At 62.3% G+C, this 12,281-nt stretch carries 10 protein-coding genes; 1 reads left to right on the top strand and 9 read right to left on the bottom strand.

What is annotated here, in order from left to right; translation table 11 throughout:
- Positions 1-9: 9 nt before the first annotated feature.
- From C1M53_RS21325 to C1M53_RS21305, 5 genes are all read right to left on the bottom strand, one after another.
- Positions 10-1,062 (bottom strand): peptidase M29, encoded by a 1,053-nt coding sequence (locus C1M53_RS21325; protein ID WP_129414053.1) that lies wholly within the window; start codon positions 1,060-1,062, stop codon positions 10-12.
- 99 nt (positions 1,063-1,161) lie between these two features.
- Positions 1,162-1,815, bottom strand: coding sequence for a flavin reductase family protein (locus C1M53_RS21320; protein WP_129414052.1), 654 nt, complete (start codon positions 1,813-1,815; stop codon positions 1,162-1,164).
- Entirely contained in the window at positions 1,815-2,744 is a 930-nt protein-coding gene (locus tag C1M53_RS21315) for a carbon-nitrogen hydrolase family protein (protein WP_165358206.1), read from the bottom strand. Before C1M53_RS21315 ends, C1M53_RS21320 begins: the two co-directional genes overlap by 1 nt.
- A gap of 5 nt (positions 2,745-2,749) precedes the next feature.
- Positions 2,750-3,670, bottom strand: coding sequence for a fumarylacetoacetate hydrolase family protein (locus C1M53_RS21310; RefSeq protein ID WP_129414050.1), 921 nt, complete (start codon positions 3,668-3,670; stop codon positions 2,750-2,752).
- Between the two features lie 10 nt (positions 3,671-3,680).
- Positions 3,681-4,802 (bottom strand): cupin domain-containing protein, encoded by a 1,122-nt coding sequence (locus C1M53_RS21305; RefSeq protein WP_129414049.1) that lies wholly within the window; start codon positions 4,800-4,802, stop codon positions 3,681-3,683.
- A 136-nt stretch (positions 4,803-4,938) separates the two neighbouring features.
- Between C1M53_RS21305 and C1M53_RS21300 the strand changes: the two genes are divergently transcribed.
- Positions 4,939-5,619 (top strand): GntR family transcriptional regulator, encoded by a 681-nt coding sequence (locus tag C1M53_RS21300; RefSeq protein WP_129414048.1) that lies wholly within the window; start codon positions 4,939-4,941, stop codon positions 5,617-5,619.
- Here the strand turns inward: C1M53_RS21300 and C1M53_RS21295 are convergent, their stop codons facing one another.
- The 4 genes from C1M53_RS21295 to tssH all read right to left on the bottom strand — a co-directional run bounded on the left by C1M53_RS21295 (position 5,620) and on the right by tssH (position 12,124).
- The gene (locus tag C1M53_RS21295; protein WP_129414047.1) at positions 5,620-6,870 is read right to left on the bottom strand and encodes a flavin-dependent oxidoreductase; all 1,251 of its coding nucleotides are present in this window, start codon (positions 6,868-6,870) and stop codon (positions 5,620-5,622) included.
- A gap of 70 nt (positions 6,871-6,940) precedes the next feature.
- Positions 6,941-7,873, bottom strand: coding sequence for a DMT family transporter (locus tag C1M53_RS21290; RefSeq protein ID WP_129414046.1), 933 nt, complete (start codon positions 7,871-7,873; stop codon positions 6,941-6,943).
- A gap of 188 nt (positions 7,874-8,061) precedes the next feature.
- Positions 8,062-9,054 carry a cell division protein FtsZ gene (gene ftsZ, locus C1M53_RS21285; protein WP_129414045.1) on the bottom strand — a complete coding sequence of 331 codons (993 nt, stop codon included), beginning with the start codon at positions 9,052-9,054 and terminating at the stop codon, positions 8,062-8,064.
- 253 nt (positions 9,055-9,307) lie between these two features.
- Entirely contained in the window at positions 9,308-12,124 is a 2,817-nt protein-coding gene (gene tssH / locus C1M53_RS21280) for a type VI secretion system ATPase TssH (RefSeq protein ID WP_129414044.1), read from the bottom strand.
- Positions 12,125-12,281: the final 157 nt, after the last annotated feature.

The raw sequence follows: 12,281 nt of genomic DNA, 5'->3' as shown, positions 1-12,281 counted from the left end.
CCAGAGGCGTCAGAGCGCCAGTTCGCCCTGCAACACGCCGTCCTTGACGACGATCGTTCCATCGAGCGTGATCGTGCAATTGCGCATCGGCAGATCGAAATGGCCGAGCGTGTAGCGCCCCGCATATTGGTTGGCCCCTGTCGACCAGAGGAACGATCCCGCCAGCGCCCGGAACTCGACGGCCTGCATGTCGCGCTTGTCGTACATCGCGGCTGACACCCAGCGTGCGCGCGGATGCATGCCCCAGCCGACATGGCTCATGCCGTAGGCATTGCGGTCTTCCCAGGCTTCCATGTACTCACGGAAATGAATGGCATCGATGCCCTCGCCCTTGATGGCGGTGACGAAGTCGTTCTCGACCGTGAAGTCTATGCGGCTGGTCAGCGTGGACTTGAACGTCAGGTTCATGTCGCCGACATCCATGACGATGCGGCCGTTGACGCTGTTCTGGCCCGGGAAAGCCAGGCAAAGGCCGCCCGGCCAGTGCGCGACATCACCCGGCTTGGTGCCGAAGCCCGGCGTGCCGCCGCAAGGCGCACCGCGCAGATCGATGACGAGATCCGTACCGGCGGCGGAAGTGACGCGCATCTCGCTGGCCTCGCGCAGCATCTGCACGCCCAATGCCACTTTCGGGCCGAGCTCGGCCATCGGCTCCGTGCGCTCGAGGATTTCTGGATGTTCGTTGCAGACCACCAGCAGGCGCGTATAGCCGGCTTCCTCGATCTCGGGCCATTCCGGAGCGTGGATCAGCCCCTCCACCGTGCAGTCGACGATGACCTCGACGCGCTTCAGTGCCTCGATGACGGCGCGGTTCTGCTGGATGGCCCAGGACGTGCCGGTCGACTTCACCGGAACGGGCGCCACCTGACGCGGCGTCGGCATCTGGATCATGCAGTATTCGGCACCGAGATCGTGCAGCGCCAGATCCGAAAGATGGATCAGGACCGGCCGCGATTGCGTTTCCGACAGCACAGCCACCTTGGTGCCGGTGCCGATACCGTTGAGTGCGAAAACCCGCCGGAAGCAGGCAAGCCACTTCCCTTCGATGCGCTCTTGCAGCATCGCTTCCTTCCCATTGATGTATCGCTGTTTTTGCGATTTTCTTTACTTGTGAGTTAAGTTTTATCGCCGCGCGCAATTTGTCAATAGGATTTTCGAAAATTATGACTTGTCCGACAGAATTCCCGCCAACGCGGTCTGATGCTCCCGCCAGGTCGGGCGCACCAGGCTGAAGGTGTCGCGACTGCGCACATAGTCGCTGCCGTAGGACCGGGCGACGAGGTCGAGTTTCGGGGTGTCGATATGGGCCCGTTCGGGATCGAGTACGAATTCGTCGGCTATGTGTACCGTTTGGACCTGGCCGATGACGACAAGCTGTGTCGGTCCCGTTTCCACCGTCGACAGCGAAATGCACTCGAAGGCGACGGGGCTTTCAGCGATACGCGGCGGGCCTACCGTGTCCGACGGCAGGGTTTCCAGTTCCGCCAGCTTCAATTCCTCGATCCCCGGTGGCGCATCGATCGATGTGATGTTCATGGCCCGAACAAGCCGCTCAGGCACCAGGTTGACCACGAATTCGCCGGTGTCGAGGATGTTGCGGGCGGTGTCCTTGAAACCTCGATCCGGGCTGGCAAGAATGCCGAGCGCGATGGTGGGCGGCGCCGACCCCATGACGTTGAAGAAGCTGTACGGCGCGGCATTGACCCGACCCTGGGCGTCCTGTGTCACCACCCAGGCGATCGGCCGCGGCATGACGGTGGCGGCAAGCAGCTTGTAGGCGTTCTGCGTACCGACATCCTCGAGGTCGAAACGCATCAGACCTCGCGGACCGCCGGCTTCGCGCGCGTATCCACGACGAGGCTGAAGACATCCGGCCTTGCATAGTGACCGGTGACATCGAAATCGAACTTCGCCCGCATGACTTCGCCCGGATCGATCTCCGCGTACAGGATCGTCTCGCCGCTGAAATCCGGCCCCGCGAGAACCTTGCCGAGCGGGCTGACGATGGCAGAACCACCACGCATCATCACCAGATCCGGATCGTCACCCAACGCGCTCTCATGATCGGGGCCGAACGCCGCCCGCGTGATGTATTGGCAGGCTGTTAGCACGAAGGTACGCCCCTCGAGCGCGATATGCTGCATGCTCGGCAGCCAGGTGTCGCGATCGTCCGCGGTGGGCGCGCAGTAGAGTGTCACACCCTGATGGTACATGTGCATGCGCAAGGCAGGCATGTAGTTTTCCCAGCAGATCACGGCGCCGATGGTGCCTATGTCGGTGCGAAACACCGGCATGGTGGAACCATCGCCGAACCCCCAGATCAATCGCTCTCCCGCCGTCGGCATCAGCTTGCGGTGCTTGCCGACAAGCCCCCGCTCGCCATCGAAATAGAGCACCGTGCAATAGAGCGTTGCACCGTCTCGCTCGATGACACCGATAACCACGAACGCTCCGGTTTCCGCAGCGGCTTCGGCCAGTATCGCCACCTCCTCTCCATCGAGGTCGATCGCGCCGGCGTGGTAATGGGCAAAAGCTGCGCGCCCTTCCGGTCTCCTCATGCCGATGGGCGCGCCGAAACTTGCTCCCTTGGGATAGCCCCCGACCAGAGCCTCCGGAAAAACGACGAGCCGCGCACCGTTCGCCGCCGCTTCACGCAGCCGCCCGGCAGCGGCTTCAGCGGTGGCGCGTGCATTGTCCGGCACGGAGGCCATCTGAACGACAGCCGCTTTGAATGTCTGGGTCATGGCCTTTACTCCGGTGTTGCGTCGACGACGGGATGCCGCAGCGAACCAATGCCTTCCACGCAGGCGACGATGGTGTCGCCAGGCCACATCCATTCCTGCGGACTGCGCCCCGCCCCGACACCTTCAGGTGTGCCGGAGGCGATGATGTCGCCCGGCTCCAGGGTGATGCCCGAGGATATGTCCGCGATCAGGTCGTCAACCTTGAACAGCATGTGGCGCGTGTTCGAGCGCTGCTTCTCCACGCCATTCACTGTAAGCCAGAGATCAAGCGTCTGGGGATCCGTGATCTCGTCCGCGGTAACGATGCAGGGACCGAAAGGAGCATAGCTGTCCTGGCCCTTGGAGAAGATCCACTGTCCCGCACGCCTGTTGTCGCGGGCCGACACATCGATCATCACGGAATAACCGAAGACGTGGCGCAGCGCATCCTGCCTCGCGACCCGTCTGGCCGTGGTGCCGATGATAACGGCCAGCTCCACCTCCCAGTCGAGCTGCTGGGTGATCTTGCCGTTGTGCTCAATTCCGTCCCCGGGACCGATGACCGTGGTCGGCGGTTTGGAGAAGATCACCGGCTGCTTGGGCAGGTCCTTCGACGTGTCGAGCGACTTCGCGCTTTCGGCGACATGCTCGACATAGTTCAGCCCGATGCCGAAGATGTTCTTGCGTGGCCTCGGGATCGGCGCCAGCAGCTTCACATTGGCCAGTGCCACCGCCGTTCCGGTCGGAAACCGGCCATTGGCCGCAGCCAGGCAATCGCGCAATGTTTCGAGGCCGGGCCGACCGGCATCGATCAGCTCCAGCATGCTCACGGGCAGATTTTTGCCCTGCGACGCAGCCAGTGCCGCGACGTCGACCACCAGATCATCGGCGATCACACCAAGCCGCGCCGCAGCCTCGACCGAGGCGCGATAGGTCACAAGTTTCATCGTAGTTCCCCTAGAGCAGCGGCTGGAAACCGCCATTGTCAGCGAAAGCCTGCTCGCGGTAGAGGCCGAGCGCCCGCATCACCGGAAGATCGGACAGGCAGAACAGGCAGGCATCGTCACTTTGCGAGCTGTTGACATGCTCGTGCCACGCCCAGGATGGTACGCAGAAGATGTCATGCTCCTGCCAGTCGTAGCGCCTGCCGTTGATGATGGAGTGGCCCCTGCCTTTGGCGACATGATAGAGCCCGCTGCCGGTATGGCGGTGCGCCTTGGTGTGCTCGCCCGGACGCAGCATCTGCATGCTAGCGCCCATAGTCTGCATGACGGGTCCCTGTGTCACCGGATTCACATATTCCATCAGCACGCCGTCGAAGGGCGAGCCTTCCGTGCAGGCTGAATACTTCGTCAGGGCTTCATAGGTCGGAGCCCATTCGTATTTGAACATCGGGCTGTAGCCCTTGTCCCAGCCCTGCCCCGTCGGCTTGAGCCCGGGATTGCCCCAGGTCTTGGTCATGTCGTCGACCGCAAATCCGACCGCCTGGCGCAGGTCCGGATGCACCTCGTAGAAGTTCGCCTCCATCGCATTGACGAACGGAATGTCCAGCCCGTCCTGCCAGATGCAGGGCGAGCCGGTGGCCTCGACGCCATGTTCGTGCCAGGTGCCATTGGGTGTCAGCACGAAATCATTCGCGCCCAGCGTCATCTTGTGACCGTCGACGACCGTATAGGCGCCGGAGCCTTCCATGATGAAACGGATCGCGGACGCCGAGTGTCGATGCGCGCTGGCGACCTCGCCCGGGTTCATCACCTGGAGCCCGGCATAGAGCCAACCGACCGCCGCAGCAAATTCGGTTCGGCCGGGATTGTTCAGATAGATCACCCGACGCCCCGCTTTTTCCGGCGTCACCAGCTGTACCGAACGGAGAACGTGTTCGCGCAGATCGCGATAGCGCCAGACGACCGGAACCGATTGCGATTTCGGCTCCCACGGCTCGATCTTGTTCGCCACCGTCCAGAGCGCACCGGCGCTGAAACGCTCGAGGTCCCCGTAATACGCCAGCAATTCAGGCGTATCCTCGACATTGGCCCGCCCGACGACATCCTCCCGATGGTTCTCGTGCGAATTTGTCATCGAACCCTCCCGCTCGTAGCTTGATCGACCGTCAGCATGGGCGATCATTTTTTCGAAAGCAATAATTATTTTCGAAAATCTTTGGAATTGCCGACAAACCGACCCATAGGTTAGAGTCGCGACAAAGGATCCAGTCATGACTCTTGCCGAGAAGGCCTACGACGCCCTGCGTCACGATATCATTCGCGGCGAGCTGGCGCCTGGGCGCCCGCTGCGCCTTTCCGATCTCAGCGAGCGTTATGACATGGGATTCTCGCCCCTGCGGGAGGCCCTCAATCGGCTGCATGCCGAGCGCCTGGTGACGGCGGAATCCCTGCGCGGCTTCCGCGTTGCACCGTTGTCGCTCGATGAGCTGCACGACGCCGTGAACGTGCGCATCAAGGTCGAATGCGACGCGCTTCGCGCTTCGATCGAGCTCGGCGACGACAACTGGGCGGCAGGCATCGTATCAGCACTCTACGCGCTCAACCTGCAGGTCGGCCGGACCGGCCCGGACGCCGATATCTGGACGCTCGAAGCTCGGCACTACGCTTTCCACCGAGCCCTGCTGGCAGCCTGCAATTCACCCTGGACGCTGGAGTTCTTCGAGCGCCTCTACGCCGCAACCGAGCGTTACCGAATTCCGACGCTGCTGGCAGCAACCCACCCTGCCGGGCGCGATGTCCAGGCGGAACACAGTGCATTGGCTGAAGCGACCCTGGCGCGCGATGCCGACAAGGCGACGGCGCTTCTGGAGGCACACTACCGGAGAACGGCCGACCACCTGAGCAGTGTCTTCGGCACGGATAAGCCGAGCGACATGGCCATGGCGGTCTGACTAGCCCTTGCTCCGATTGACCTGGTCCCTGGAGAAGCCGGCCATCGATGCATAACCGCGCACGATGGCCTCGCGTTCCTGGTAAGTCGCGACTTGCTCGATGTCGTCGAAGCCGTGAGGCGCGCGCTTTTCGATCATATCGATGACGCCCTCGGGTCCTCCCTTGCGATTGGCCAGCACGATTTCGCTTGTCGCTGTACGGCGTTCCGTATCGTAGGCACTCAGCGCATCTTGGATCGATCCGACACCGCCCAGATGCCTGGCCAGGCAGATCGCGTCGAGGATCGCCTGGCTGGCGCCGTTTGAACCGACCGGATACATCGGATGGGCAGCGTCACCGAGCAGACTTACCCTTCCGAACGACCAGCGCGCCACGGGATCCCGGTCGCAGTTGGGGTACTCATAGAAAGGCCCCGTCGCTTCGATCAGGCTGACCGGGTCGATGAAGCCGAGCCGGAATTTGTCGCGCACGAAGGTCAGCGTTTCCTCGAGACGTCCGGGGCGGTTCCAGTCGCCCCGTCCTAATGGAACTTTAGCCGCGTCGGCGCGTGCCATGACAGCCCAGTTGGTCAAGCGCCTGTCCGGTTTCTGAGGATCCGCATGGATCGGGTAGAAGACGAATTTGGACGTGTTGCTGCCGGCGATGACCATCGTCCGGCCGTCCTGATAGGTTGGCCACTCGACCGCTCCTCTCCAGATCATGATGCCGCTCCAGATCGGCTGGCGTTGATTGGGATAGAGAGTGGAGCGCACCTTGGAATGGATGCCATCTGCGCCGATGAGCGCGTCGCCGTCCGCCTCGATCGATCCGGCCCCCTCCGTTCGCTCGAATCGCGCCACCACACGATCGCCACGCTCTTGGAAGTCAACGAGCCTGTGATCGACATGGATACGCGCCGGACCCAGTCGCTCCACCGCCGCCTGGAAAAGTACCTGCAGCAACTTGCCGCGATGGATGCTCAATTGCGGGGTATCATAGCCCGCATCCATGCCCCGCAATTCCCGCCAGACGGTCTGCCCGAAGCGGTTGGTGTAGATCAGTTCGCGCGTTCTGATGCCTGCTTCATCCAGAGCAGGTAGAAGACCAAGTGTCGCCAACACCTTGATCGCATGTGGTAGCACATTGATGCCTACGCCGAGCTCACGCACTGACGGAGCCTGTTCGAACACCTCTGCTTCGATGCCGCCTGCATGCAGGCAAAGCGCGGTTGCGAGCCCGCCTATACCTCCACCCGCGATGAGGATTTTCATCCGCACCTCTCCCTGTTCGAGTTCGGCCCCCACCCCGGCTCGGTTTGATGATGATCTTGCTGGTTGCTCCTTAAGCGCGGGGGTTCCTGCCACGCGGCAGGAAACCGGAGGCAGCCAATGCACCCGTGACGACCAAAAGCCCGCCCGCCGCAACATAGACCGTCACGGTGCCGACGCCGAAAACGGCGAGCAAGACAAGGGAAGCCAGCGGCGTCAGATAGGCGAGGCCTGAGATCATCGCCGTATAGCCCGTCCGGACCGCGCGATCCCACAAGGCGTTGGAAAGCGTCAACGGTGCGATGCCGATACCCGCGATGGCCAGCCACTGAGGGAGCGAGAGGCTCGCAGATGGCTCGAAAGCCCAATGAAGACCGAGTGACAGGACGGCAAGCAACCCCATGGAGGGCCCCACTACATCATGTGTCTCGCGTCCGTACGAGCGGACGGCGGCATAGATGGCAAAGATGAGACCGCTGAAGAAGGCGAGCAAGATGCCGGCCGCATCAAAGCTGTTCTCGAAGGCAGGCCCGATCGCAACAGCCGCTCCGATGAAGGCAACTGCGATCCCCAGCCCCTGCACCCGCCCGAGCCGCTGCCTCCGAAGCCGTGCCATGATCGCGACCAGCAGCACAGGCCAGAGATAGGAGATCACGTTGGCTTCCGCCGGTCCGATCCTGTTTATGGCCAGCAGATAGAGAATGTTGTTGGCTAACAGGCCGATCGTCACGATGGCCAGTGTTCGAAGTGATGTGGCAAAGAAACCGGCTGCCTTGCCTTGCGCCGTCGAGACGCCGAACGAAACGACGAAGCCGACTGCGGCGGCCAGCCCGAATATGAGAAACGGAGGCGCCGGGTTCGCCACGGTCGCCAGCGTCGGCCATGTTGCCCACAACAGCACCGACCCGAGCGTGAGGCCGGCAGCCCGCGCCTGCGGACCAAAGGAAGCCAATCGTTCAAGGAGCGTATCGAGGCCAAGAAGCAGGGACGGCGCGACGACGTTCATTGCCAGAGCCTAGCATGGCTGCACGAACGGTGCGACTGCCAAGACCGGGCATCGGGACAAGTTGCACATATGAGCAACGGCAAAGCGGTCAGCCGTTGCGCGGTCGGAACCTGACGTTCACTCCGCTCGCACGCCGTGATCGCCTGCCTTGGAGCCGATCTCGGGTGCAAAACGAAGCATCGGCTGCTTCAGGCGATCCGTTGCTGAAGCTGTGCCGCATCGACACTGTTGCGCAAACCGGTCGCCACGACCGACACCCGGAATTTTCCCGACAAGGCCGGATCGAAGATGGCACCGACGATGATGTCGGCATTGGCATCGACCTCTTCCCGTATCCTTGTCGCGGCCTCGTCGACTTCGAACAGCGTCATGTCGGTGCCGCCGCAGATGGAGACGAGCAGGCCCCTGGCGCCTGTCATCGACGCCTCGTCGAGCAGCGGATTGGCGATTGCAGCTTCCGCTGCCGCCTTTGAACGCCCTTCTCCGGTCGCTTCACCTGTCCCCATCATCGCGCGCCCCATGTCCTTCATCACCGACCGCACATCGGCAAAGTCGAGATTGATCAGGCCTTCCTTGACGATGAGATCGGTGATGCACCGGACACCCGCGTTGAGCACGCCATCCGCCATCACGAATGCATCGGCAAACGTGGTCTTGGCGTCAGCGATCCTGAAAAGGTTCTGGTTCGGGATGACGATCACTGTGTCGGCGCTCTCGCGCAGACGTTCTATTCCTTCCTCCGCAGCCTGCATCCTGCGCCTGCCTTCGAAGGCGAAAGGCTTGGTGACGACAGCCACCGTCAGGATGCCGGCATCGCGTGCCGCGCGCGCAATGACGGGCGCCGCACCCGTCCCTGTGCCGCCGCCCATCCCGGCCGTGATGAAACACATATGCGTTCCTGCCAGGTGATCCATGACTTCGTCGATGGATTCCTCCGCAGCTGCTCCGCCGACCTGCGGAATGGAGCCAGCGCCCAAGCCCTCGGTAACATGCGCGCCCAGTTGAATCAGCCGCGAGGACTTCGACATGGTCAGCGCCTGGGCGTCGGTGTTGGCGGCGACGAACTCCACGCCTTGCAAGCCTTCGGCGATCATATTGTTGATGGCATTTCCACCGGCGCCGCCGACCCCGAAGACCGTAATCTTGGGCTTCATCTCCAGTATTTCAGGCTTGGCGGTCATTGTGGTCCCTCTGTGAAAAGCACCCGCTACGCCGCGCAGAACCGAGCAACGAGCATACGAATCAGACGATTCCCCCGCTCCTAGGGAATCAGAGGACACGCCTTGCTACAAGATCGAGCGGAGGCTGGCACCGGCTTTCACGTTGATTTGTCCGCGGTCACGGGGCTTTGGTACGGCGAGCGAGCCAGTTCGACTTGAGCCGCTCGAAGGTCTCTTCGACAGACCTCGAAAGAACGCCCGGCCATCGACAAGGTTATTCGAACGCGTAGGTGAACCCCTCGGCCGAGGCGCCCACGATGACCTTCGTCATCTTTTCTCCGTCGAGCGAGCGGCTGAGTACGCCGCGGCTCAACTCCGGCAGCAGCGTGTTGGTCAGTATGGCATCGATCATGCGGCCACCGGATTCGATCTCGGTGCAGCGCGCCTTGACCAGATCCATGACGCCATCGCCTATCACCAGCTCGGCGTCGTTGGTGGCTCTCAGGCGCTTTGCGATCTTGTTGAACTGATGCCGTGCGATCGCCTCGATCATCGAATCCGAAAGCGGATAGTAAGGAATCGTCACCACGCGACCGAGGAACGCCGCCGGAAACACCTTCAGCAGCGGCGCACGCAGCGCCGTATCGAGATCTTCGATGCCGGTGCGCACGGTCCCGTTCTTCGTGCGATCCATGATGACCTCGGAGCCGACATTCGACGTAAGCAGGATCAGCGTGTTCTTGAAGTCGATGCGACGCCCCTCGCTGTCGTCCATCATGCCTTTGTCGAAGACCTGGAAGAAGATCTCGTGCACATCCGGATGCGCCTTCTCGACCTCGTCGAGGAGGATCACCGAGTAGGGCTTTCTGCGCACCGCCTCGGTCAGAAGGCCGCCCTTGCCGTAACCGACATAGCCGGGCGGCGCCCCTTTCAACGTCGAGACTGTATGCGCTTCCTGGAATTCCGACATGTTGATCGAGATCAGGTTCTGCTCGCCGCCATAAAGGGTCTCCGCCAATGCCAGCGCGGTTTCGGTCTTGCCAACACCGGAGGGACCACAAAGCAGGAAAACCCCTACCGGCTTTTCCGGCGCGCCGAGGCCGGCGCGGCTGGTCTGCACGCGCCTGGCGATCATTTCCATCGCGTGATCCTGACCGACCACGCGCGCCGACAAGGTGGGAGCGAGCTTCAGGGCTTTCTCGGTCTGGCTGGACAGCATCCGGCCCGTCGGAATGCCGGTCCAGTCCTGAACCACCGCCGCGACGGCATTGCGGTCGACCGACGGCAAGATCAGGGGCGTTTCGCCCTGCGCTGTGACGAGCTCCGCCATCAAGGCGCGCAATCGTGCGAGGTCAGCTGCCGCTTCCGGCCGTGAACCTCCATTTTCCGTCTCGACGCCTTTTGTTTCGGCACCGGCGTTTCCCACCTTGGATTTCCTGGTTCTCTCGGCCTTGGTGTCCTTGCTTTTGGTGGCTTTTTCCTCAGCCGCCATCGCTTCGGCGCTCTCCGGTTCTGCCGCCGTTTCCTCGCCCGTGGCCGCATCCAGGGGCAAACCCTCGCCGCGCAGCCTGGCGCGCAGGTCGAGAATCTCGCTCACCAGCAGCTTTTCGCGATCCCAGCGCGCCTGGGCAGCAGCAAGGGTGGTCTCGGTCTCCACCAACCCGGCCTCGACCTTGGCCAGTCGGTCCGTGACGTCGATGCCGATTGCGGCTTCGCGACCGATGATGCCTCGCTCGACCTCCAACGCCTGGCGCCGGCGCAGAATGTCCTCGACTTCGGCAGGCGTCGCATGCTGCGAGACGGCCACGCGGGCGCAAGCAGTGTCGAGAAGGCTGACCGCCTTGTCCGGCAGTTGCCTGGCCGGGATATAACGATGTGAGAGCGAGACCGCAGCCTCGATCGCCTCATCCAGTATCTGCACCTTGTGGTGAAACTCCAACACCCCGGCAACGCCGCGCAGCATCAGCACGGCCACGGCTTCCGCCGGCTCGTCGATCTTGACGACCTGGAAGCGGCGTGTCAGCGCCGGGTCCTTTTCGATGTGCTGCTTGTATTCGGCCCAGGTGGTGGCGGCGATGGTACGAAGCTCACCTCTTGCCAGCGCGGGCTTCAGGAGATTGGCCGCATCGCCGGTGCCCGCCGCGCCACCGGCACCGATCAGCGTATGAGCCTCGTCGATGAACAGGATGATTGGCGTTTCGGAGGCCTGTACCTCGTCGATAACCGCCTTCAACCGCTTTTCGAACTCCCCCTTCACACTGGCACCGGCCTGCATGAGCCCGACATCGAGCATGCGGACGCTGACGTTCTGCAGCGACGGCGGCACGTCGCCCTGGGCAATGCGCAGGGCAAAACCCTCGACCACAGCCGTTTTGCCGACGCCCGCCTCGCCGGTCAGGATCGGATTGTTTTGCCGGCGCCGCATCAGGATGTCGACGATCTGCCGGATTTCCGGATCGCGACCCACGACCGGATCGATCTTGCTGTCGCGGGCGCGCTGGGTGAGATCGGTCGCGTATTTTGCCAGCGCGGAATCCGCACCCAAACCGCGTCTCACCGGTGTTTCGGCAATTGCGGCAACGGCAGGTGAACCAGCTTCAAGAGAGCCTTCTGTGACCTCCGCAAAGCGGGAAATGACTCCGTCGGCGTCGATCTTGTCGAACTCCGTGCTGATCTTCGCCAACAGGCCTTCGAGCACCGGCGTCTTCAGGCAGGCAAGCAGGATATGGGCGCTGCGCACTTCTTCCACGCCGAACTCCAGCGTCGCCAGGTTCCAGCCTTCCTGGATCGCGTGAAAGATATGGTCGGAGAATTCCTCGATGGAGGTCGCACCATAGGGCAGCTTGTCGACGGCACGGGTCATGTCGGCGGTCAGGCGGCTCGGGTCCACCCCGGCGTCGGCGACAATCATCTGAACATCCGAGCGCTCGGAAAGCACCAGCTGCTCGATGAAGTGGACAAGCTCGACATAAGGATTGCCACGCAGCTTGGTGGCATCTGCGGCCGCCTTGAACGCCCGCTGACAGAGAGAGTTTAGCTTGGCGACGAGCTCCTTGCGTTTGAAGCTCTGTGAAGACCGGCGCTGTTCCATCTGAACCTGCTCCCGAAGTCTGCCGAACATACCCTGCCATATCCGCAGCGGCTTGACAAAGCATGTGACGGTTTTTGGCGTTGGAATGCGCCCCGAGACGACACTTCCCGGCAACAAAAAAGGCCTCACAACAAACACCGAATTTCGGTCCGGCCTA

The organism is Mesorhizobium sp. Pch-S, from assembly GCF_004136315.1.
Classification (GTDB): Bacteria; Pseudomonadota; Alphaproteobacteria; order Rhizobiales; family Rhizobiaceae; genus Mesorhizobium.
This window is presented reverse-complemented; position numbering and strand designations above follow the sequence as displayed.

Excerpts from the sequence above, each read along its gene's own strand:
- C1M53_RS21325 (WP_129414053.1), bottom strand. The coding sequence starts at position 1,062 with ATGCTGCAAGAGCGCATCGAAGGGAAGTGGCTTGCCTGCTTCCGGCGG.
- C1M53_RS21320 (WP_129414052.1), bottom strand. The coding sequence starts at position 1,815 with ATGCGTTTCGACCTCGAGGATGTCGGTACGCAGAACGCCTACAAGCTG.
- C1M53_RS21315 (WP_165358206.1), bottom strand. The coding sequence starts at position 2,744 with ATGACCCAGACATTCAAAGCGGCTGTCGTTCAGATGGCCTCCGTGCCG.
- C1M53_RS21310 (WP_129414050.1), bottom strand. The coding sequence starts at position 3,670 with ATGAAACTTGTGACCTATCGCGCCTCGGTCGAGGCTGCGGCGCGGCTT.
- C1M53_RS21305 (WP_129414049.1), bottom strand. The coding sequence starts at position 4,802 with ATGACAAATTCGCACGAGAACCATCGGGAGGATGTCGTCGGGCGGGCC.
- C1M53_RS21300 (WP_129414048.1), top strand. The coding sequence starts at position 4,939 with ATGACTCTTGCCGAGAAGGCCTACGACGCCCTGCGTCACGATATCATT.
- C1M53_RS21295 (WP_129414047.1), bottom strand. The coding sequence starts at position 6,870 with ATGAAAATCCTCATCGCGGGTGGAGGTATAGGCGGGCTCGCAACCGCG.
- C1M53_RS21290 (WP_129414046.1), bottom strand. The coding sequence starts at position 7,873 with ATGAACGTCGTCGCGCCGTCCCTGCTTCTTGGCCTCGATACGCTCCTT.
- ftsZ (WP_129414045.1), bottom strand. The coding sequence starts at position 9,054 with ATGACCGCCAAGCCTGAAATACTGGAGATGAAGCCCAAGATTACGGTC.
- tssH (WP_129414044.1), bottom strand. The coding sequence starts at position 12,124 with ATGGAACAGCGCCGGTCTTCACAGAGCTTCAAACGCAAGGAGCTCGTC.